Here is a 22742-nt window from a genome sequence, read left to right on the forward strand (position 1 = left end):
TTGCCAAAGATGAGTTATGAAATTTTGGCTTTTTCCAAAAATTTACTGAGCTAGCACGTAGTCTTTGGTACGGGAACAAATTTGGGGCTTTGGGTAAAATGCGTCCCTAAGTGAAAAAACAATTCTAGGCTGTTGAGTGAGTGGGATGTATAAGGAATACTTCTCGGTTAACCTCTCCAGGTGCCCCTCTCCTGCAGGGAGAGGGGAGGTAGTTCCCCCCATTCCCTTGGAGGGAAGGGGGGCTAGGGGGGTTAGGTCTGCCTTATCCTTTAAAGTATTGGATGTATAAGGAATTGCCAATCATACTGCCACTACTTCACATATCCCAGAATATACTGAGTTAAGCTACTTATAAGTTAAGCGAAATACCTCAGAAATTTCTATGAAAAAAACTAGGATTCCTGTTCAATTGGTTTGGGCAGTGGTCGGTATATGTGTGTTGCCTAGCTTGCTGAATCTACTGGGAGTAGATTTTGGCTCGCCGTCGCAGACCTTAGATGCCCCACTGGGGAATACGACTAAGGGCGAAATCATCGATGTGATGCACTACACTCTCTCAGGCAGCTTTACACACACCATTTTAGAGTGGAGTGCCTTCTGTACAGCAATCTTCACAGTAATTTTGTCTTTAATACATTTCTACCTTAAGGGTGATGTCGTCACTCTGATCATTGGCGTAGCACTTTTTAGCGCCGGGTGCATGGATGCATTTCACACTCTGGCGGCTGATAGATTAATTCAGGGTGTGGCAGATAACCATAATCTCATCCCCTTCACTTGGGCAATCTGCCGACTTTTCAATGCTTTGATTCTGCTTGGTGGTACAAGCTTTTTTCTGATCGTTCAGCCAAGAAAGTGGAAGGGGGGTATCGGTTTGGTAGTGGTTGCGAGTCTACTTTGTGGAATAATTGCTTTTTGGTTTGTATCTATCTGCGCCCACAGCGCGACTCTGCCCAAAACCATATTTCCTAACTCTATAGTGACTCGTCCCTGGGATCTTGCTCCGCTGTTACTATTTATCTTTGCAGGTCTTGTTGTTTTCCCTCGCTTTTACTACAAATATCCAAGTCTGTTCTCTCATGCCCTCGTCATCAGCATTATTCCCCAAGTAGCCACTCAACTGCATATGGCTTTTGGTTCAAAAGAGCTGTTTGACAACCATTTCAACATCGGTCATTTTCTCAAGATTATTACCTACTTAGTACCGTTTCTCGGATTGAGTTTGGACTACATCCGAACTTATCGAGAACAGGCAGATACAGCCAAGCAGTTAAAACAAGCTATGGGGGTGTTTAGTTCTATTTTGACTGAGTCCCGTTGACATTGCCCCCTGTCGTTACCAGACAAAATTAATAGAACAATTAAGAAGAACGCAGAACACAGAACACAGTAATCAGAATATCCAAAACGAGTGAATCCGGGGGATTTAAGTACGGAAAAAGTTTGTTGGTCTCCTTCATGATTTATCCGGGGGCACGCCTACCAATACTCAGTACAGACGCCCATAGAGGGCGTCTGTACTCTTAATTCACGGCGAGAAAAGCGCGTTTAATATTCTGACGAATGATTCCTATTCTGTGGTCTTTTTTGGTGAAACTTGTTGTGAAGGTGTAGAGACGCGATCGCTCCTTGGCGGGCACTCCGTGCCATCGCGCAAAGCACCGCGTCCTAAGTACATCGCCTCATAAAAGCAGGGCTATTTCATCCCCCAAAAGACGTAAAATTACAAGCGTCGAAGGGATGAAAAACAATGAGTGCAAACGGAATTGAACAAATGCGGGATAATCAATTAACTTTTGGGTTAAAGACGGACACAAACATCCTGTTTTGCATTCAAGATATACTCCAGCAAAAACATTGTTCTCCGTGAAAGTACAGTAAGAACCGCTTGTTATGCTGTATCTGGCATACCGTTTAAGTCATAATCTTGGTGAGTCTTCATGGTTGAGCAAGCAAACCAGTCACATTTTAGTCATCAACCTATTGCAGACGAGAAATTAGAGTTATGTTTTGCACAAAAACAGTTTCAAACCCTCATAGAAGGGGCGATCGCCCTCTGTCATAGACGTGTTGGATAAACAGAACCATAGATGCACATCGATGAACACTAGTTATTTATCTGTGTCCATCTGTGTCCATCTGTGGTTTCATTTTCATAAATTTGATGACTGCAAGAGATTTACCAGAGAAAAGAGCGATCGCCCTCTACCAACATTTAAGCCGCACAACAAATAGGGGCAGGTTTGAAACCCGCCCCAATGTCTTGCGATATACTCCGTCCAACAGATGCTGCTACAAGCCTTAAGCTATCAACTAAATTCACCATATCTTCCAAAGACAGCGCTTGACGTGCATCAGAAACAGATTTTTCTGGTTCTGGGTGACACTCAATAATTAACCCATCTGCCCCACAAGCAACAGCTGCCTTTGCAACAGGTGCCACGAGTTCCCGTTTACCTACCGCATGGGATGGATCTACAATCACAGGCAAGTGAGTGATTTGCTTAAGAGCCGCCACAGCTCCTAAATCAAGGACATTACGGGTGTAATTATCAAAGCTGCGGATACCTCGTTCGCACAGCACCACATCGGGATTTCCATGGCTTAAGATATATTCTGCTGCCATCACGAATTCTTCAATTGTCGCTGATAAGCCGCGTTTGAGGAGTATCGGCTTACCCGCTTGTCCTAAAGCTTTCAGCAAATCGAAGTTTTGCATATTGCGGCTACCCACTTGCAGCATATCAACATGAGCGGCGACGACTTCAATTTGAGAAATTGACATAACTTCGGTGATGACTGGGATATTGTAGTGCGATCGCACGCCTGCCAAAATTTCTAGTCCTTCCTCTCCCATTCCCTGGAAAGCGTAGGGAGAAGTGCGGGGTTTGTAGACACCGCCACGCAACGCCTGCACGGGCGCGGCGGATAGGCTTTCGGCGACTGTTTCCATTTGTTGGGCGCTTTCAACAGTGCAAGGTCCGCCAATAATCACCAGTTCCGTACCACCAAAAGCGACTTTTTCCGAGAGGTTGATGATTGTCTGATGGTGAGGATGAGATTTGGCGGCTAGTTTAGCATTATTCATGGTTGGATTCTCCTAAAAAACAAAAATGAGAGGTTGACACTAAAAAAGCCCAGAACCTTTGTCAGTTCCGGGCTTTAACGATTCATCGACATGACGCGACTTACCCGGAACTTATTCTGGGGTAAAAGTAAAAGCCATAAAACCAGCTACTGAAATAGGTCATCACGATGAAATTTCACTCCTTAAAAAACAAAAACCGCAGAGTTCGCTCTGCGGTTCACCGGGCGGTTTCCATAAGGAAACTTGACTCACTCCCGGTGAACCACCCTAAACCAAAAATAAAAATAGGAATTGCTGCTGATCATTTGTCAGGCGTTTGGTTGAATAATTTAATTTACACTTATGTTTTCTGACGTTAGCATAGGAAACGAGTCGCGTCAAGACCACCATAACTAAAAAAAAAGCGTTAAACTCAGTACAATTCTGGCAATCAAAACTTATTGCTGGCTGGCTATCATCTCATTTACAGAACTTTAAAAATATTTTATTTCACAGAGCATGGAGAAACAATGAATGTATGAATGCTGAATGAGAAATTGGTGTGGACTGCTCATTTCATAATTCATAATTCATCATTTTGACCGAAGAAAGAACTCAGAACTCAGAACTCAGTAGTCAGCTTGGAGGAATAAGTAAAAGGATGCAAGCTCCCAACTCCGTTATGGAAAGAAGAAAAAGAATTGTTTCAAGACACGTAGTGCGTAAGCGCAAAGCGCAATCTCCGCCAACGCGCAGTGTGCCCGCTTTCTCTTAGAAACAAAGCGTCCGCACTTTAAATACCCGCGCATTTATTCATGGGGATGTCCGGTTCTGTGTTCTGCGTTCTGACAACTGAGTTCTTCTTAACTCACAATTGACTGTATTAACACTTGAAGACGACCAAGTATTATTATGCCCAGTACCAAAGTTTTAACCACATCTTTCAATTATCAAGGAGTTTACCCCTGCCCTGTCTGTCGTGTGGGTAAGATTAGTCATATGCCACTCATGGAGGCTATGTCTTGTGACTTCTGTCAACAAATTTTTACTGTCAACGTAGAACAACAGCTTCTTAAAATGCCATCCAGACAACCGCCCCTCATTTGGCATTGGAATGGCTTTAATTGGACAGAAGCGCAAATAGAAGGTGTAGAATTTGGTTGGGGCTATGTGATAGCTGCTGCTGCTTTTGTACTTTTGCCAACAACTTTAATTGGGGTAGTGGCTTATAATTTCCCACCCCATCCAGCAACTCCCCTATCTTGGCTACCATATATCTGGACGATATTAACTCTGTTGTCGCATCTTACAATTATTGTTTGGCTTTTTATTGAAATTTATCAAATTCCACTTATGGCATACTGGCGAGCCATACAACAGCGTTTTCTAGGTCTTTGAAAATTAAGAAAGACTTGGTGTTAAGCCGCAGGTCATAATCACTTCAATGGCTTAAAGCTTATGACTTAACAATAGATATTGGAAAATCTCGGGCGTTGCTTAATTTTCCAGGCTGAAGCGCGGTGGTGATGTTTCTATCCTAGAAATGTTAGCAGCTATCTAAAGATTCGAGAAACTGCGGCAACTTAATAAAATTTACAAAACAAAAAAATAAATTACACAATATTAAGGAGTATGTCATTTTTAACAGTTTTAAAAAGCAATTTCAATTCAAACTTATGTAAAGTATAGAGTATGAGACGTGGGTACAAGATGCTTGTTGCATTTTCTTGAAAAACTGCATCTGTTAACATACTCGTATGGCGTAGTAAAACAGAAAGTTACTGTTGCTCAAGTGTAATCTCAAGCTTTGCAAATAATACTGAGAAGTCTCGGGTTTTCGCTAAAATTACCCAATAGCAAAAAAGTTTGACAAATAATTCAGCCGCTAATCGGTTGCATCACTCATAATTAAGATAATTTCCACTGAAACGTCTTATGAGCGAGTTGGAGCAGTATTATAGAGTGTTGGAATTAGAGCCTGGGGCAACATTTGACGAAGTGACCCAAGCTTATAAAGATTTGGCTTTTGTATGGCATCCCGATCGCCTCCCAAAAGACAATACGCGCTTACAAGAGAAAGCGCAAAAAAAGCTACAAGACATTAATGAGGCTCGTGAACAATTGCGCTTATCAAAAATGAAGTATCAAAAATTACATCATCATGCGCCACCTGCACACAAACAGCCAACCCAAAAAACCCATCAACCACCAAAGCAAAACCCAGACTTAAGTGGAAAAGACTTTAGTCGCGCAAACTTACAAGGCAGAGATTTATCTGGTAGAAACCTGAGTTATGCGAACTTATGTGGTGCAAACCTCAGTGATACGTTTATGCACAAAGCAAATCTTACAGGTGCAAATTTGTCTGAAGCAAATTTATTTAGAGCTAACCTACTTTTAGCCGACTTGAGAGAAGCCAATTTACGTGGTGCTAACTTAATTGGAGCAGATTTGAGCGGAGCAGATTTGCGGGGAGCAAATTTAACAGGAGCGCGTATTCGTTCTGGTGACAGACTTCTTGTTAAACTGATTGGAGCTAACTTGGTTGGCGCAATCATGCCTGATGGCAAAATTTACGAATAACTACGACAATGAACGTTGCGATTATTGGTTGCGGATATGTCGGTTGTGCAGTTGCTCAATATTGGCAACAAAATATGAGTTTTGTCGTCACCGCTACCACAACCACTCCTGAACGTGTCCCAGAATTACAAACAGTAGCCCAACAAGTCGTAGTAGTACAAGGAAACGACTCAGACTTGCTCAAATCAGTATTGAGAAATCAAGATGTTGTGCTTTTGAGTGTCGGTGCAAAAAGTGCCGATGTTTACGAAGAAACTTATCTACACACTGCTCAAACTTTAGCCTCTGTCTTGAAGCAGATTCCCAGCGTGCAGCAACTGATATATACAGGGAGTTACGCTGTTTACGGCGACAAAAGCGGAGAGTGGGTAAATGAAGAATCATCGGTTGCACCCGTTAACCAAAATGGGCAAATTCTTAGCGATACCGAGCAAGTTTTACTCTCAGCATCAAGTGAAAACCTCCGTGTTTGTATTTTGCGATTAGGAGGAATTTATGGTCCAGGGCGAGAATTGGTAAAAATATTTGGTCGGTATGCTGGTACAACCCGACCTGGCAATGGCAAGGATACAACAAATTGGATTCACCTTGATGACATTATTGGTGGTATTAGGTTTGCCCGCCGGAATCGACTGCAAGGCATCTATAACTTAGTTGATGATGCCCATCTCACAACTGGAGAATTACTTGATCGTGTGTGTGAAACACACAATCTACCTAAAGTTAAATGGGATTCTTCCCAAGAGAGTAAGCGCCCATATAACGCCAAGGTGTCTAATAAAAAGATAAAAGACGCAGGATACAAATTGATTCATCCACAGATGATATTTTAAAAGAGTTCTTGCTCTGCGTCCTCAGCACCTCAGCGGTTCCTTACTCTTAAACATATGATTACTCAAGATAAAACAACATCTCCAACCCAGTTTTACACCTGGAAAAATTATCGCTGCGCCTATGAAATTCATAACCCAACCAATTCAACCGCTGAAGGTATTCCCCTGCTTTTAATTCACCCAATTGGCGTTGGGTTGTCGCGGCAATTTTGGCAGAGGTTTTGCCAAGAATCGTATAAACAAGGTCACCGTAATCCGATTTACAACCCCGATTTGTTGGGATGCGGTGAAAGCGATATGCCTCATGTGGCTTACACTCCCAAAGATTGGGCGCAACAGCTGCAACACTTTTTACAAACAGTCGTCCAGAAACCTGTCATTTTGGTAGTACAAGGTGCTTTATTTCCGGTTGCAATAGAATTAGTTAAAAAGGAACCAAATTTAATCGCCGGACTTGTACTAGCCGTTCCTCCAGCTTGGGCAATCATTACGAAAGAAACGTCCCAATGGCAAGATAAACTCATTTGGAATCTATTAGATTCACCATTGGGTAATGCTTTTTATCGCTATGCCCGAAGAGAAAAGTTTTTGCGTGATTTCTCAACACGTCAATTGTTTGACTCATCTGATGCTGTTGATGCTGAATGGTTAAAGACCTTGGAACAAGGTGCAGAAAATCCCGAAAGTCGTCATGCAGTGTTTTCTTTCTTGGCTGGTTTTTGGCGCAAAGATTATAGTCAAGCTATTGCTTCTATCAAACAACCTACTTTGGTAGTTGTGGGGGAAACAGCATCAAGTATTAGCCAAGAAGGTAAAAAAGAATCACCAGATGAACGCTTGGCAGATTATCTCGCCTGTTTACCCCAAGGACGTGGAATTAAAATGCCTGGTCGGAATGTTTTACCGTATGAATCAACTGCTGAGTTTGTTCGGGGAATTGCACCATTTATTAATGAAGTTTCTTAAAGTGACTTCCTAAAATGGCTCTCAATGTGCTATAATTATTCTTCGCAATCAGTCTTACACCTTCAGTGGCTTTTGTAAACTGAGGTTCGGTTCTACAATTTCAGGCCAAGTGTCAAAATTGCGCCTTACCCAATCCATACCAACTTCGTTGTTGAGCTTAATTTTTTGGGGTGTATTCGGGTAAATCTTCCGCAAGATATCACTATCTTGCTCAACCACAACTTTTGCCAAGTTGAGAGCCGTCTTCCCTAGAGCCTTAAATGCTGGATTTTTCGCTATGCCATACATCAGTATATAAGTTCGTGTCCGATTTTTCGACTCTGGTACAAACAAGTGGATTTGAGTTATTTTGCCCATTCCGATTTCTGTATGTAATATCACCAAGGACGGAAAGTGATTTTCCAGATGAGCCTTAATAACTTTTGGTAGCAGCAACATACTTGGATTTGTCAGTTTTTCACCCAAGGTAGTTTGTGCTGTGGGCATACTGTAAAATGCATGCGAATGATGACCCTTATCCTGAAAAGTCTCAAAATGCACTTCCTCAATCCTAAATAAAGGTCGATGGGTACCGTTTTGGTGATTGTAGTCGTGCATAACCAGCAGCATACTCAGCAAATCAGTCTCCACGCTAGTATCAGCTGTATGACCGATAAACTCGTATTGCGAGGCAATTTCATTAAGAATATTGGGAATCGGTATTTTGGGTTCAAAGCCGCCGTATGACCAAATAAAATCATCTTGAATAATCAGTTCTAGCGGCTCTAGTTGCGGTAGAGTTTTCTTTTTGGAACCTGGCAAAATCGTGCAGCCTTCACCATCAAACTCAAGTGCATGAAAAGGACAGACTACTACACTCGTTTTATCTTCACGTTCTTGACACCACCCTTCAGACAACATAGCTCCCATATGGGGACACGCGTTGGGTAGGGCATTCACGTTACCAGTTTTATCTTGCCAAAGTACATAATCAGTTCCGTAAAGGGATACTTTTTTTGGCTTGTTGATTTCCAACATAGACTTGTGTGCTAATAGCCAGGGCGCACCAGCAAGCATAGACATCGGTATTACTCTCCTGATTTACTAGTAGTTTGTCAATTTTGATTTGAGGAGTTCGTAGTTGCAAACCACGCCTTTGCCAGTCCAATTTGACGCAAACAAAATCTGCTTGCGGTGGATGTAGCATATATGGCGCTTCTTGTTTGGATGAAGTAATTATTTATCTGTGTCCATCTGTGTCCATCTGTGTCCATCTGTGGTTCTCCTAACTTGATGTATTGCACTCAACACCAGAACCGCTATATCTGAGTTGTGTTGAAATGCCTGCTAGGGCAACTCAACTACGCTCAGGTGCGATCGCAAAATAAAATGTGACTAATTATTCGCTTTTATTATAATTAATGAGTAACAATTCATGTTTGTCAAGAGGATTGGTGACGAGCGAAGGGGTGCAAGGGTGAATTCAAACAAAAAGGCATCCATGCGCCGTCAGCCCAAGCAAAAGCGCAGTCAAGAGCGTATCGAACGCATTCTAGATGCAGCAGCTGAGGTCTTTGATGAAGTGGGTTTCGAGGCGGCGACAACTCATGCGATCGCCGCTCGTGCTGACACAGCCATAGGTTCGCTTTACCAGTTTTTTCCAGATAAATTGGCAATTTTCCACGCTTTGGAATTGCGTCACGTCGAGCGAGTACACGCCGTATGGACAAAGCTGAATCAGCCAGAAATCATTCAACTGCCTTTGGAGGGATTTATCCGAACTTTGGCAGGAGCATTCCAGAAACTTTTTGAGCAGCCCACTTGTCGGATGGTCTTTGTGCAGTACTTCACATCCCGAACCATCTTTCAAAACATTGATGATAGCTTTACCGAGGAAGCCATCAATTTTATCGCAAAACTGCTGCGAGGGCGCAATCCAGCATTGAGTCCCGAACATTGCCATTTACTGGCTCAAGTCTGCACCCATGCCTATAATACTTTGTTACTACTGGCACTACGCAGCGATGAAACTCAGCGCCAGCAGATTTTTGAGCAAATCGAGGCGCTGCTGATTGCATACTTACAGCCTCATGTAGGGGATGAAGATTTGCACAATAAAGTAATGAAGGTAATGATGTGCCCGCACTGTGGTGGAGAGCGCATTTCTAAAAATGGGCATCGTCATGGCAAGCAGCGTTACATCTGCAAAGACTGTGGTAAGCAATTCCCTGAGGCGTACTCATTGCAAGGATACGGCGATGAAGTGAAGCAGCAATGCTTGGAACTGTATCGCGATGGTGTTGGTTTTCGCGAAATTGAAAGAAGAACTGGAGTCTCTCATAACACAGTCATTTATTGGGTAAAGCAGACTGGCACAAACGAATAGAACAGGACTTACACACCTAGTCTGAACGAACAAACTTTGTGCGTAAGTCCTGCCTACTCCCTGTACCTAGCTGTTAAGTTAGACTTGCAGCGGGTTTTTAACTTTCAATATTCGCCTCTAACCCGATTATTGTCTTCTGCCAAAATAGAAGCTGTAACTGGAGAGTCCATAGGATGAATAGATTCAGATAATTGATCTGGCGTAAGTAATTTATTTCTCATAGAGAGACGACGTTCAGGATCAATGCCGCTGAAGGTTGGTGGTAACCAAACTCGAACGACTAGTAATACCGCCATAACAAGCAAAAAGGCACAAGAGGCTAAAATCTGGCTCCAGTGTGCTTCCAGCACTCCCCGCACAATCACTTCTCGCAGAACGGATACGATGGATACTTCTACTGCTACGCCAATAGATATTCGTTGCTCTTGTAAGTAAATAATCAGCAGTCGAAATAACTCAACTAAAATCAACAAAAATAGAATATCTGAGGTGACAACTTGAAAATTCAGGGGAGGTAGCAGCGAATAGAACATGGCTCGCAACTGAATTGTCATGAAGCTGAACAGACCAATACACAAAGAAATCACAAGTAAGTCTTGGACAGCTTCAAGACATCGCACAAGGCTATTCCGATTCAACCATGCGTATCGATTTGTGGATGGCTTCTCAAGGGACTTTTGCATTTAAGCTCCTACTGGATTATGAAAAGTATTGTTGAAAAATTTAGCGCTCACGCCAAAAGAAGTGCACATAGTCAACAGGCAAGATGCCTGCCAGAAGTGAGTTTCTTCTTTTTGAATACCGTACCTTATGAATTGCTTAGTACTGGCTGCCCGATTTGCGCTGATGTATTGCAGTCATCCCCATAGACTGTAATATTTGACCACTGTTGACTATGGCATAAACAACCCAGTGATCACCGCAGTCCATCCGGCTGTGGACTGTACATTCTAAATAAGTGAGAGCATCGTTGAGGATGGAACAGCCATTTTGGGCTGTTTGAGTTGCCAAGCCAACAAAGCGATCTTGTCCAGGTGCAAAGGGTTGGAGGAAGTGCCGTCTGAGGTTCATGCCTTCTTTCAAGATATTCAGGACAAAATTGTCTCCTGTATGCATTAAAGATTCAATAGCTCTGTCTTTAGCAACTGCGACTGTCAAACCAGGGGGATTAAAGCTAGACTGAGTCACCCAAGAGGCGAGCATCGCGCTGCTGATCTCTCCACGTTTGGCAGAAACCACACACAGAGGTCCAATAATTCGCCCCACCGCTTGTTCAGTTCGGTCAATTTGGGAATCACTCACGGGTTGTCGGGGAGCGCGAATTTTCTTCGCCTTTTTTAAGGCTTGAGCAAAGTCAGTTCCGGCTTCTTTACACTGTTGCAGGATGGCATCAGTGGGTTTGAACTTAACCCGCATCGTGTCAAAGCCAAAGTGATACCCTGCATCTTGTAATTTGTTTTCAATCTCATCAACTGCTTCGCCACTCCAGCCATAGGAACCAAACACACCTGCTAACTTGCTTTTAGTAGCAGTTGAAAGCACAATACCCAAGGCTGTTTGTACTTGTGTGGGCATATGTCCCCCTAATGTGGGCGAACCGATGATAAATCCATCGCATTTTTCAACAACTGCTTGAATTTCAGTAGGATCAGTGAACTCACAGTTAATGAGTTCTACTGCCACACCCGCTTTGGTAATGCCCTTGGCGATCGCTTGTGCCAAAGTCGCTGTGTTTCCATAGGCTGATGCATAAATCATTGCTACTGTCAAGTCTTTATCCTTCTGCTGCTGACTCCACTGGCGATAGTCATGGCTGAGTCGGCTTTTGCTGAAGCGTACAAGAGGACCGTGACCAGGAGCATAGAAATTGACTGATAAAGGAGCAAACTTGTCAAGTGCTATTTCTACCTGGCGAAATTGAGCAGCATGAAGGCAATCATAGTAGTGTCGTCTGTCTTCGTCTAGGCGTTTCCAACCTTCATCAAAAACTTCATCCCCACAAATATGAGTACCAAATAGTTTATCGGTAAACAAAATGCGAGTTTCAGGGTCATAGGTATAAAGTTCGTCTGGCCAACGTGGCGTGGGGACAGCAATAAATTGTAGTTTGTGACCTTGACCCAAATCCAGAACTTCTTCCCCTCTGACAACACTTATTTTTAGGTCTCGTTTTGGAAATGCTGTACGTAGAGCAACTGCACCAGCTTTGGAGCAGATAAAGGTAATTTGAGGAGCTAACTCTAGCAAAGCCTTCAACGTCACGCAACGATTTGGGTTGATATGACCTAAAATTACGTAATCGAGATGTTTTAAATCAACGTGTTGCTGTAGTTCATGCAGGTAAATCTCTGTAAACGATTCTCCAGGAGGGTCCAAAACAGCGCTTTTCTCAGCTTGAATCAGGTAAGAGTTGGCTGTCGTTCCTTTTTGTAGCGAGTATTCGACTTCAAATTTGAGTCTATCCCAAGTGCGCGATCGCAGCACAGTCGTGTCAGCACCAATCGAGGCAACCTGAACATCGCGTAGTTTTATGTCTGGCATAGATTTATTGAGTTGAGTAAATTTGTTATTTGTCACTAACCAGTGACTGGTATATCCTATTCAAAATCAAGCGACATCAAGAGTAAGCGCAAAAACAGACCAGAGCGCAAGCATTTTTCTCACAACTTCTGCCTCAATACCCAGCACCTAGGGGCTTAGTACAGCATTTCATTCATTAAATTTAGCGACACTCTGCGTCCCTTTGTCTTGAAAAGTTTCCTAGGTCGGGAAACCCCTATGGCTAACGCCACGCCTTACGGCGAACGGGTATGCGCGGAGCGCACGCCTTAGGGCGAACGCCAGGGGCGCTGCTCCGGGAAACCCTCCGTAAGAAACTGCGGTACTGGTCTCATCTCCTGCAGAACTTTTCGCTGCGCTACCAAGCGCGTTCCTCTGCGTTTAAAAAAGTTACGAACTTATGCAACGCCTATACTTAATAGTGATTGCCAACTTTGCGATGGTGAACCGCAGTCAGAGCATCAGGTTTAGAGACACGACCTATAGAGACAGTGCTGTAAATATTCCAGTGATCACCGCACTCCATACGGCTTTTGACTTCGCACTCTAAATAGGCAAGGGCGTCTGCCAAAATGGGACAACCATTGTTTGCTGAGTAAGTTTTGACTCCTTCAAAACGATCAGCACCAGGAGCAAAGCGCTGGAGGAAGTGCTTCATTAGTCTCTGAGAATTACCTTCTTCCAAAACGTTCAGAACGAAGTGGTCACCTGGATGCAACAAAGATTCAATGGCACGGTCTTTAGCTACCAAAACTGTTATGCCTAAGGGTTTAAAACTAGCTTGCGCTACCCAGGAAGCCAACATAGCACTACTGAAACTGCCTTTTTGAGTCGTGAGGATGTACAGCCCAGAGCTTAACCGTCCCAAGGCTTTCTCTAGCTCAGAATTTATGGCTTTGATTTGCTTGATATTGCGATCGCGGGACAACCACTGCCCCATGTCTGTTCCAGCTTCTTCACACAAATGGTATGTGGCATCAGTTGGTGTTTCCTTAACGACAATTGGTGAGAAGACAGGATTGAGCCCTAAGTCACGGAACTGGTTGAACAGTAAATACACTGATTCACTATCCCGACCTCCGGATTCAAATACACCAATGGACTGCTTGGCTTTGGCAGCCGCTAGAACAGTGCTCATGGCAGTTTGAGCAGAAGCAGCGATAGGTCCTGTCGTTGGTGGAGTACCAATCACCAATCCACTGGCAATGCTGACCAATTCTCTGACATCTTGAGGATCAGCCGACTTCAAATCCATCATTTCCACTGCCACACCCGTTTTCGTGATACCGTGGGCAATAGCTTGAGAAAGACGATCGCTATACCCATAATCTGAGACATAAAAGACGGCAACTGTTGTTTCTGCCTTTGCTTGCTCTTGGCTCCACTGACGATAGCGACCTACCAGTTCGGTAACATTGTGATGGAGTAGAGGACCGTGACCTGTGGCTATGGTTGCAATTTCTGGCAACTCACTCATCCGCTTGAGAGCAGACAACACTGAGCGAGCATTTGGTCTCATCAAGCAGTCGTAATAGTACTGGTAATCTTCTTCGATCAGGTCTAAATCTTCATCAAAAGTATGGTCGTCACAATAGTGCATACCAAACGCATCACAGGTATATAGAATTTGCGTTTTGGTATCATAAGTGAATATTGTGTCAGGCCAGTGCAGATTAGGCGCAATCACAAATTCCAGGACGTGTCCGTTACCTAAATCTAGGCGATCGCCATTTTTCACAATCTGTTGCTTAAATGGAGCGTGTACCCAATTTTCTAGAAACTGGATTGCCACCTTAGAACCAACAACGGTTACCTGAGGAGCCAGTGCTAGTATATCTTTGACCAATCCACTGTGGTCTGGTTCAGTATGGCTAACAATCAAGTAATCCAGCTTTTGTGGGTCAATCAGTCCCAACACAGTATCTAAGTACAGCTGGCGAAACTTTTCATGGGAAGTATCAATTAAAGCTGTTTTTTCGCTTTGTATTAAAAAAGAGTTGTAAGTTGTGCCATTTTGGAGTCCGAATTCAATATCGAAGCGATCGCGATCCCAATCCAAGCAGCGGATTGCTGTAGTACCAGGAATCATTTCAATAGACTGCATCGTTAATCTGCGTTGACGTTGTTCAACAAGTGCTATCATTCGGCTCCTCCTGTGCTACTCTATGGTTTTTTTGATTTTTATAGTAACTTTTCTATGCTTATGTAAAAAACTATATTGATAAAGTTTAAAAATTACAAGAGAAAAATCATATAATTTTTTTTTATTACTCATAGAGCCAGCTTAACTATAAAGCAATGAAAATACCTTAGATAAACATTAGTTTTCAGGTGCAGAGTATTGCTACGACTTTGCACCCAGGTTAGGGCAATATAAGTACGTGGGCGAAATTAAACGTAAATAGGACTTACGCATTGACGGAAGAGACAGGATGTGAATACCATCGAAACGGCTGGATCAGATTTTAAGTTACTGCTAAAAAGGACTATCTTGCCTAGTCAAACCAGAGAATTTGATAGAAGCTAAACAAGGAAAGCTTTCACTCGCTCAACTGGTCTTCAGCAAATAAGGTATGAACATCATATGCAGCAAACTTCTGTCAATGCTTAAGTTTAACGAGCTATGATCAATCCATATGTAGATGTATTTGTATAGTCCGTAAGGGAGTTCCAAATAAAAAAATATCCCAAATTTTCTTGTGGGATGGGTGTCCCCACCCGTCCCAGTATTCAGGGCGGGCAGGATGCCCCGAAGTTCCGATTGCCCAGAGGGCACTGCGCTCCGCGCAATCAGAGGAAACCTCCGCTCGGACTTCTCTCCACCCCACAAGATGGAGAATTTATTTCTTGGAAATCCCTAAGTCTAACAAAATGAGTGAAGAATAAAGAAAATGAATGACTCAGTGTTTGTTATCTTCATTGCCTTTGGGTGTCTTTGGATATTGATGGGAGTTGGTGGCTGGATTGCACTCCTAAAATCTGAAGGTGAAGAGATTAAGTTTGGCAAATGGGGACTGATAGTTGCTATCCCCATTCTTATTCCGATCATCATTGCCCTGCTCATTGGCGCACTTTACCATTAGTTGCACTCTCGCTGCCTATCCCCTCTGATCCGACAAAAGTTTATCTATCAGGCTTATTTTCAACTACGGTGATTGTCTATTAACTCGAAAGTCCCGCCGAAGGTTGCTCCTCTCGTATTGACTAAGAAGTCGTGGGGGAAGCCAAGCTCAAGGAAGCTAACTTCATCCAGTTTCTGTATGTGTTCTGGAGATAATTGGAAATCTAGACAAGCGAGGTTGTCTTGAATTTGGGATAGCTTAGTTGCTCCCAAAATGGGAATGACGCCTTTGCTGCGTACCCAGTTAATAGCAACTTGTGAGGGTTTACGTCCTATTTCCTCTGCGACTTGAACAACAGTGTCGGCGATCGCCAACTTTCGCTCATCAATCTCAGTCCACTGCACTTTTTCCAGTCGCTTGGACTCCGTTGATTCTTGACTCTGATTCTTCTTGCTATACTTACCTGTCAAAATACCGCTTGCTAAAGGCGACCAACCTGTGATACCAATATCTAAAGCACGCGCCATTGGTAGCAGTTCCCGTTCTGGTGTGCGCTCAATCAAGCTATATTCTATCTGCAAGCCGATAAACGGTGTCCAACCCCGGAGTTGTGCCAGCATATTCGCTTGCGACACCACCCAAGCAGGCGCGTCGGAAACACCGATGTAAAGCACCTTCCCTGCACGCACCAAATCATCAAAGGCACGCATGACTTCTTCTACAGGAGTCATAAAATCCCAGGAATGCAGCCACAGCAAGTCAATATAATCAGTTTTTAGGCGCTTCAAGCTGCGCTCAACCGACTGCACCATGCTTTTGCGTTGATTTCCACCTCGGTTAGGATCTGTGGTAGGCGGAGTGTCGGTGTATTTTGTCGCGAGTACAATTTTTTCTCTGTCAGCAGCGATGAACTCACCCAAATACTTCTCGCTGTTACCGCCAGTATAAATTTCGTTGGCAGTATCAATAAAATTACCGCCTGCCTCAAGGAATGTGTCGAAGATTTTCCGACTTTCTTCGTAGGATGCGCCCCAGTTAACGTTTTCGCCAAAGGTCATCGTTCCCAAGCAAAGTTCCGAAACTCGCAATCCGCTTTTGCCAAGTAATTTATATCGCATAGTCGTTGTTAAGTGATTTGTAAAATAATGTCTGTAGTGCTTATTTGGAGAAGGGGCTACTTCCTTCTTGCCAAAGGGCAGTCATTTTCATCTTGGTAACTTTCCAGCCTTTAGCTTCTTCGCCGTAAGCCCCGCGCTATAACGGTACTCCGTTTAGCGTCGGGATATAAGGCGGACAAAAACTTGGTGCACCCTTGACCTATGCTGGCTGTCAGTCAGCGCGGGACAGGGTGCCCGAGTTTTTGTCACTCTCTGTGTTGGGTAACCTGTCAACCCAATCTTCAACAATTTGAGTAATCGTCTTATCTCTATTTGCAGCATATAACCGTAGTTTATTTAATCTGCGAGTCGATATTCTTAAACTTAATCGTGCTTCTTTCATAATGGATAGCCAATCACCACCCATAATGCTACCATAAAGAAGTGTTGACAAAGACTAAAATGCTGGTCAACCATCTGTACCTAGACAACTGAAGATATAGGGTTTTGCCAGGAAGTGGGGTTTTAAATATGCTATATGCGCGCCTCCTGCCTCTGGTATGTAAAATCTTCAAGGAACGTAGGGGAATGGTTTTCAATCATTCAAGTCGGGAGGGACACGTGCCTGACTGTAAACTGCGGTAGTGGGAAACGCTCTGGAGTACCACGAACGAATTTCTGCTCCGGATATTTTCCGGCAGAAGCCTACACCGTACCGCGACTGTCGGTGTAGGAGTGTCACTAGTCCGAGATAACTCGTGATGGTAAGTTCCCCCCAAAGTCCAAGTTTTACCTTCACTAGTATCTAGGAAAACGTGATGTGCTTGAAAATGAGAAATGCAGGTGGCAGTATCTCCCTTGAGGGTGAGTGTATGGCTACCAATGAGATGCTGAGTCGTTTTGAAGGTGCTGGCAAAAAAGTCTTTCCACTGCTGGATTTGGGTATCTGCGCTGACAGTGGTAGGTTGACCGCCTAACATGGAAGTATAATCGAATTCAACTTGATCGCTAAAGGAAGCACGGCACTCAGCCCAGTTACGCAAATCTGCCATCAAGCCAATTTTGTTAACTGTTTCGATAATTTCCTGGCGATCCAATGCTTGTTGAGCAACATCATGATTCATAGTTTGATTCCTGCGATTCCTTATTTGAGCTTGGGCAGTAGTCATCTGTGTTATCAGAAAAGCAACTCCGGCACTAGCTGTGAAAACTATGTTTCTGCGGGATATTATCATCAATAATTTATTTTTGGGCAGTTTTCGTGTCTTTTAGCGTGTTTTTGAAGTGAACAGCAGCAACTTGCACCGCCTTAGTTACATATGGCTCTTGATCGTAGAAGTCAGTGTGCTGACCTTGTGTCCAGAACAACTTCTTCTGTCCAGGCATGGTATTGTAAAATTTACGCACGCTATTTGGTAAAGCTGAATTGTCACTGTGAATAAAAAGCGTCGGAACATTGACTTTGGGAGCTGCGGCAAGAGCATTAAACTGCAACCATTCTACCCACGACATCTCTGCAAACTGGTTCTTCCACTGGGCGATCGCACCGCGAGAAGAACTGCCATAATAACTTAACGGACTCGACATGGCAGCTTTTGGGTCATTTTGCTTGTAAGCTGGCACATACTCCACTAAACCCGTTTGAGCGAATTTCTTTTGTGCAGCTATCCCAGCTTGCATCTTGCGACGCACTCCTTCTTCACCAAAGACTGAACGCAGAGATTCAGGGTCGTGCAACCATGCAGCGACGGTTACGAATGATTTGAATCTGGTATCTTCAGCTACTGCCTCTGCCATATAACCAGCACTAGCACACACGCCCAAGCCACCGATTTGGTTGGCATTAATCATGGGTAGCGATCGCAAGTAGCTTACTGCATTCTTGATATCCTGAATTTTCTTTTGTGGCGATTCATACTGACGTGGTTCACCGCCGCTTTCACCCCAGAAGCGAAAATCAAATGTGAAAGCCGCCAACCCTTGTTCTGCAAGCTTTTTAGCATACAAATCAGGCATTTGCTCCTTCACCGTTGTCCACGCGCCCGTAACTACAACCGCTGGAAGTTTATCGCCTGGTTTGTAATCAGCAGGCAAATGCAAGTTGCCCACCATCTTGACGCCTTCACTTTGGAAAGTTACTCTATTTAAGCCTGGTTTGTAGTCAGCAGGCTGTTGCAAGTCGCCTGCCATTTTTACATCGTGACTAAGTGTTATTACTTGATTCACAGCAGGCTCAATAGCTCTTGTTTTGGCGAAAGCAACGCCACCTACCAAAGCAAGGGCAAGTGCTGCTCCGATAGTTAGAAGTTTTTTAGGAGCATTGTTGTTTGTGGAAGATGGTGTCTCTGCATTACTAGCCATGTTTAAACCTCCTAACCGTTTGTTGATTCAGTAATAAATTCATATTGAGGTGGGAAAGTAAAAACATTTTTTTGTAATAATCCTGCTCGAATTAGACCAGAAGGAACTAGGTCAGAACTTATAAAGTAATTTTTGGAGCCATACTCTTGCCAGAGTAGTTTCAATTGCTTTAAATCCTTTCCTGATAAATGAATGTTGAAGTTGTCATAGAGTGGTAGAACTGGAAAATCACCAGTTGATACCGGACGGCAGGTTTCTTCTGTATGGGCGAAATGATGTTCTTTTATCTTGCCTTTTTTGGCAGTCAGCCTGCAATTGCAATAAGGACACTTAAGTGAGGTTTTTCCCTTGGTCACATCTGAGATACTTACCAGTGTCCCATCTTCATCTACGCCAAATTTTAGCCACATTGAAAAATCTTTGTTGGTATTGCTGTATGGTTGTATAAGTTCGTAGTAAGGAATGCGCGTCCTAAACTCCGAGAGCGCAAAGAGCGCTCACTACGAATCCCTCAAAACTAATGAGACAGACAAAGAGTGGTTCATCGCATTAATTCTAATGCAATACGGTTCAGATAAGACCATAACCCTTATCAGGAACACAATGTAGAGACGCGCCATGGCGCGTCTCTACACACATGATTTTTACACATCAACCTTAAGTGAACCGTATTGAATTCTAATGGGTTACAAGATCCCTGACTTCTTAAAGAAGTCGGGGATCTGACTCCTACGACATATCAAAATTAATGAGACAGACAAAGAGTCTAAACTACAGTTATTCAAAAACTGCAAAATATATTGGGCTGTGATTTCAGGCTGTTCAACTTGGGGAGCATGACCGCAATTCTTGAGCTTTATGAGTTGAGAATTGGCAATATCTTGATGAAATTTTTCTGCATCTAAATATGGGAGCATATCATCAGCTTCTCCCCATAAAATCAGCGTTCGTTTGTCAATTTGGGGAATAGAATTCGCCAAGTCGTTATAACCACCAGTTTTAACATAAGAAATCATGGCATCATGCCAAAGCGGCATTTCTTGGTGTAGCATCGCGCACTGAATAGCCAAAAGCATTTTCGCATCTAAATTAGCTAAAATACTGCCAAAATTTAATGCCACTCGCAGGCGTTGACGTAGGTATTCTACAGCAAAGAAGTCAAAAGGAGGAAACAAGTATTTACTAAAGGCGGGGGCGCAAGTGTAACCCAAACTATTAATCAGTACTAGCGATTCCACAGCTAATGGATAAGTGAGAGTAAAGTCAATTGCAGTTGCGCCTCCCATAGACGCACCTACTAGTATGACCGGTTGGTTGATTAAAGTTTTCCAAAACTCGTAAAGGTGAATTTTGATTGCAGTTGGGCTGTAGTTTATTTCTTTTTGCCTTTGTGTAAAGCCAAAACCTAACAAATCTACTGCCCATGTTTCATTTTGAGCCGCAAGTAATGGTAACAGAAGACGGAACTCTAGGATGGAACTGTCGAAGCCGTGCAACAGCAGAATTGGTGTTCTTCCCCTACCTTTGTGGATATAGGTTGTGAGAATTGGTTGTTGACTGAGGGAGGTGGCTAGGGCAATTCTCTCAATATTTTGAACGAAAGCGCGAGCTTTAGCGTCTGTTAGTTGATTAACTTGTGTTGGGAGATAATTGGTCAACATTGCGCCATAATGCTTACTTCTTTACGTTCGGGTGCATAAGAATGCGTGATGCAAAAAAATCGGAATCGATATCATCTAGGCTAACATTTGCCCTGCTGTTCATACCCAGATGGACAAAAAATGCACTTCTGGAGAAAAAGGAAGGTTAAGATGCGATCGCTGGTATTGACAAGAGATTTCTCTAGAAGCGATCGCTGGTATTGACAAGGGGTTTCTCCAGAAGCGATCGCTGCGAAGGCGGGCACTCCGTGCCATCGCACAAGCCTTGAACTCATTATTCATTCATCCCAGTTCATTGACTGGGATGAAATCAAAGATTTAAACACACAAATAATGAATCTAGCAAAGCCGCTGAATAAGTTGCTCGTCCATCTAAAACTTTGAAATATAAGCCTCGGAAACAGGGTTGAAATCTATATGTATTGTGCTTTTTAGTTATATAAGCATGGTAAGATACAATAACCAAAGCGTTCAAAGTTTAGAGACCGACGGCGCTTTTGTTTAGTTATTATTCATTAACTAAAATTATGAAATCCATTTTTTCCGAGATTCAGCGCGTTCACAGGAATAATCTTCTAAAAAATCTTTCAATCCAGGAACTGCTTAAACTGGAGACGCTTGCAAGGCAGCAGATAGCAGAGCAATTAGCCCAGAAGAAGCAAGAAGAACCGCAAGTGACAAGAGGATTTGCAAAAGGATTTGACAAAAAGCGACGCAAATAAACGATAAAGCAAGTCTTGTTGCTATTGATGTTATGCCAGGCTGGTAGTATCCAGCTGTTTTGTTTTGAAGTTGGGGAAATCACGCGCTAAGAATGTGCAGCTAAATATGGGGGGTTTTGTAACAAAAATAAACCTAGGAAATAGGATAGAAATTTATATTTTTTGTGCTTTTTAATTAAAAAAGCATGGTACAATACAAAAAACAAAAGCGCCCGCTGTCTCGCAAACTTAGAGCGCTTTTGTTTAGTAGTTTATCAATTTAACTTAAAGTCATGATATCAAATTTTGACTCGACTGCGATCGCTTCTGAAGAAAATTTACAAAAAAATCCTACAATTCAGGAACTGCTTAAGAGAGAGGCGGATGCAAGTCGGCAGATAGCACAGCAATTGGCGGATAAGAAGCAAGAATGTGGCAAGAACAAGCGCAAGTGGCAAGAGTATTTGCAGGAAAACGGTATTACAGAACGCGACGCGAATAAACGGATAAAGCTTGTCCGGTTGCCATTGGTGTTATGGCAGGTTGGGACTATCATGGCGCTTCAGTTAGTTACACCCATGATGGAGCCTGTACGAGATTACTTTACCGCGACTGGTGATAAGGTGACTCAAGAGGCTGTGGAAGCCAAGATGGACGACGCGAAGCTGATGCGGAAAATGGAGCGGGAACTTCTGGCGGAAGAGGAAGAGGTAAGTATCTGGAAAATGGATAAGAATGGGCGACGTTATTGGCAGAGTGGGAAAAGCTATGACCAAGAGGCGGGAGTTGTATTGGAGGAATTGGTCAAAGAAACTGGGAAACTTCCTCAAACAATCATTTCTGAGGCGCTTTTGCAGATGGTAAATGGTGGCGCGAGTGTCTCGCGCCCCAGTGGTAGATGACAAAATTTGGTGCTTTTGATGTTCCGCCACGGGCTTAGGGTAACAGAAGCTTGTGAAATGAGATGGGACGCTATCTCACTTCTAGATAAGGAAATTTTCATTACTCGTAAAAAAGGTAGTGACAATGGAGTGCATCCACTTCCAGCAGATGAGGTGGAAGCTTTGACAAAGCTTTGACAGTGTAATTCTAAGAATTCTTACGTTTTTGTTGGGGAACGAGAGGAACCGCTAACGCCCGCTGCTGTGCAAAGGCTTTTGACAAGACTGGGTGCTGCGGCTGGGTTAAACATCAAACTGTATCCACACCAACTACGACATGCTTGCGGTTACTATCTTGTCAACGCTGGCTATTCAACTAGATTTATTCAAGATTTTTAGGACATCGAGACGGGATACAAAACGATACACCAAGCTCAACTCTCGGCGCTTCGTGACTATTGACTGGAACCGAGAAGAGGATTAACACTCTTGACGACAAAGGGTTACTTCGTTCCACCAACCATTAATTAAGTTTTTAGGGTAATGCTATCCACCAGGTTTGGCTCAGTGCTTATTAGTCACCATATAAACTGCTAACGACCATTT

General features: G+C 43.3%; 20 protein-coding genes and 3 pseudogenes. 12 read left to right on the plus strand and 11 right to left on the minus strand.

Going from position 1 to position 22742, the window contains the following annotated elements:
* Positions 1-382 precede the first annotated feature (382 nt).
* Positions 383-1321: an MASE3 domain-containing protein gene (locus AACT52_RS12045; RefSeq protein WP_073631143.1), complete on the plus strand. Its 939-nt coding sequence runs from the start codon at positions 383-385 to the stop codon at positions 1319-1321.
* A 619-nt stretch (positions 1322-1940) separates the two neighbouring features.
* Positions 1941-2078 carry a hypothetical protein gene (locus tag AACT52_RS12050; RefSeq protein WP_158054617.1) on the plus strand — a complete coding sequence of 46 codons (138 nt, stop codon included), beginning with the start codon at positions 1941-1943 and terminating at the stop codon, positions 2076-2078.
* Between the two features lie 137 nt (positions 2079-2215).
* On the opposite strand, the gene aroF is transcribed toward AACT52_RS12050, so the two are convergent.
* Entirely contained in the window at positions 2216-3088 is an 873-nt protein-coding gene (gene aroF / locus AACT52_RS12055) for a 3-deoxy-7-phosphoheptulonate synthase (RefSeq protein ID WP_073631145.1), read from the minus strand.
* A gap of 891 nt (positions 3089-3979) precedes the next feature.
* Here aroF and AACT52_RS12060 point away from each other — a divergent pair.
* From AACT52_RS12060 to AACT52_RS12075, 4 genes are all read left to right on the plus strand, one after another.
* Positions 3980-4465, plus strand: coding sequence for a hypothetical protein (locus AACT52_RS12060; protein ID WP_073631147.1), 486 nt, complete (start codon positions 3980-3982; stop codon positions 4463-4465).
* 537 nt (positions 4466-5002) lie between these two features.
* The gene (locus AACT52_RS12065) at positions 5003-5650 is read left to right on the plus strand and encodes a pentapeptide repeat-containing protein (protein ID WP_073631148.1); all 648 of its coding nucleotides are present in this window, start codon (positions 5003-5005) and stop codon (positions 5648-5650) included.
* An 8-nt stretch (positions 5651-5658) separates the two neighbouring features.
* Positions 5659-6483: an SDR family oxidoreductase gene (locus AACT52_RS12070; RefSeq protein ID WP_073631150.1), complete on the plus strand. Its 825-nt coding sequence runs from the start codon at positions 5659-5661 to the stop codon at positions 6481-6483.
* A 54-nt stretch (positions 6484-6537) separates the two neighbouring features.
* Positions 6538-7449, plus strand: coding sequence for an alpha/beta fold hydrolase (locus AACT52_RS12075; RefSeq protein WP_073631152.1), 912 nt, complete (start codon positions 6538-6540; stop codon positions 7447-7449).
* Between the two features lie 54 nt (positions 7450-7503).
* Here the strand turns inward: AACT52_RS12075 and AACT52_RS12080 are convergent, their stop codons facing one another.
* Positions 7504-8505 carry a Rieske 2Fe-2S domain-containing protein gene (locus tag AACT52_RS12080; RefSeq protein ID WP_198940910.1) on the minus strand — a complete coding sequence of 334 codons (1002 nt, stop codon included), beginning with the start codon at positions 8503-8505 and terminating at the stop codon, positions 7504-7506.
* 424 nt (positions 8506-8929) lie between these two features.
* Here AACT52_RS12080 and AACT52_RS12085 point away from each other — a divergent pair.
* A pseudogene (locus AACT52_RS12085) lies at positions 8930-9499 on the plus strand (TetR/AcrR family transcriptional regulator); the annotation flags it as partial.
* Between the two features lie 60 nt (positions 9500-9559).
* Positions 9560-9661 (plus strand): annotated as a pseudogene (locus AACT52_RS12090) (transposase-like zinc-binding domain-containing protein); the annotation flags it as partial.
* 257 nt (positions 9662-9918) lie between these two features.
* Here AACT52_RS12090 and AACT52_RS12095 read toward each other — a convergent pair.
* The 3 genes from AACT52_RS12095 to AACT52_RS12105 form a co-directional block, all read right to left on the minus strand.
* Entirely contained in the window at positions 9919-10497 is a 579-nt protein-coding gene (locus AACT52_RS12095) for a phosphate-starvation-inducible PsiE family protein (protein ID WP_073631156.1), read from the minus strand.
* A 136-nt stretch (positions 10498-10633) separates the two neighbouring features.
* Positions 10634-12355 carry a diflavin flavoprotein gene (locus tag AACT52_RS12100; protein WP_083630274.1) on the minus strand — a complete coding sequence of 574 codons (1722 nt, stop codon included), beginning with the start codon at positions 12353-12355 and terminating at the stop codon, positions 10634-10636.
* Positions 12356-12788: 433 nt separating this feature from the next.
* Positions 12789-14516 (minus strand): diflavin flavoprotein, encoded by a 1728-nt coding sequence (locus tag AACT52_RS12105; protein WP_073631160.1) that lies wholly within the window; start codon positions 14514-14516, stop codon positions 12789-12791.
* Positions 14517-15264: 748 nt separating this feature from the next.
* Between AACT52_RS12105 and AACT52_RS12110 the strand changes: the two genes are divergently transcribed.
* The gene (locus AACT52_RS12110) at positions 15265-15456 is read left to right on the plus strand and encodes a hypothetical protein (RefSeq protein WP_073631162.1); all 192 of its coding nucleotides are present in this window, start codon (positions 15265-15267) and stop codon (positions 15454-15456) included.
* Positions 15457-15515: 59 nt separating this feature from the next.
* Here the strand turns inward: AACT52_RS12110 and AACT52_RS12115 are convergent, their stop codons facing one another.
* From AACT52_RS12115 to AACT52_RS12140, 6 genes are all read right to left on the minus strand, one after another.
* A complete protein-coding gene (locus AACT52_RS12115; protein WP_073631164.1) occupies positions 15516-16553 on the minus strand; it encodes an aldo/keto reductase in 1038 nt (345 codons plus the stop codon).
* Positions 16554-17131: 578 nt separating this feature from the next.
* Entirely contained in the window at positions 17132-17656 is a 525-nt protein-coding gene (locus AACT52_RS12120; protein WP_073631168.1) for a nuclear transport factor 2 family protein, read from the minus strand.
* A gap of 118 nt (positions 17657-17774) precedes the next feature.
* Entirely contained in the window at positions 17775-18893 is a 1119-nt protein-coding gene (locus tag AACT52_RS12125; RefSeq protein ID WP_083630277.1) for an alpha/beta hydrolase, read from the minus strand.
* An 11-nt stretch (positions 18894-18904) separates the two neighbouring features.
* Entirely contained in the window at positions 18905-19303 is a 399-nt protein-coding gene (locus tag AACT52_RS12130; RefSeq protein ID WP_073631170.1) for a competence protein CoiA family protein, read from the minus strand.
* 276 nt (positions 19304-19579) lie between these two features.
* A complete protein-coding gene (locus tag AACT52_RS12135) occupies positions 19580-20554 on the minus strand; it encodes an alpha/beta fold hydrolase (RefSeq protein WP_083630280.1) in 975 nt (324 codons plus the stop codon).
* An 80-nt stretch (positions 20555-20634) separates the two neighbouring features.
* Complete coding sequence (locus AACT52_RS12140; protein ID WP_143172780.1) at positions 20635-20829, minus strand: hypothetical protein; 195 nt, start codon at positions 20827-20829, stop codon at positions 20635-20637.
* Between the two features lie 252 nt (positions 20830-21081).
* On the opposite strand from AACT52_RS12140, the gene AACT52_RS12145 reads away from it, so the two are divergent.
* From AACT52_RS12145 to AACT52_RS12155, 3 genes and pseudogenes are all read left to right on the plus strand, one after another.
* Positions 21082-21276, plus strand: coding sequence for a hypothetical protein (locus tag AACT52_RS12145; protein ID WP_073631172.1), 195 nt, complete (start codon positions 21082-21084; stop codon positions 21274-21276).
* 272 nt (positions 21277-21548) lie between these two features.
* On the plus strand, positions 21549-22157 hold the full coding sequence (locus AACT52_RS12150) for a hypothetical protein (protein WP_073631174.1): 609 nt from the start codon (positions 21549-21551) through the stop codon (positions 22155-22157).
* Between the two features lie 57 nt (positions 22158-22214).
* Positions 22215-22535, plus strand: a pseudogene (locus AACT52_RS12155) (tyrosine-type recombinase/integrase).
* Positions 22536-22742: the final 207 nt, after the last annotated feature.

It is taken from the genome of Scytonema sp. HK-05, from assembly GCF_963872035.1.
In the GTDB taxonomy this organism is placed as follows: Bacteria; Cyanobacteriota; Cyanobacteriia; order Cyanobacteriales; family Nostocaceae; genus Kalymmatonema.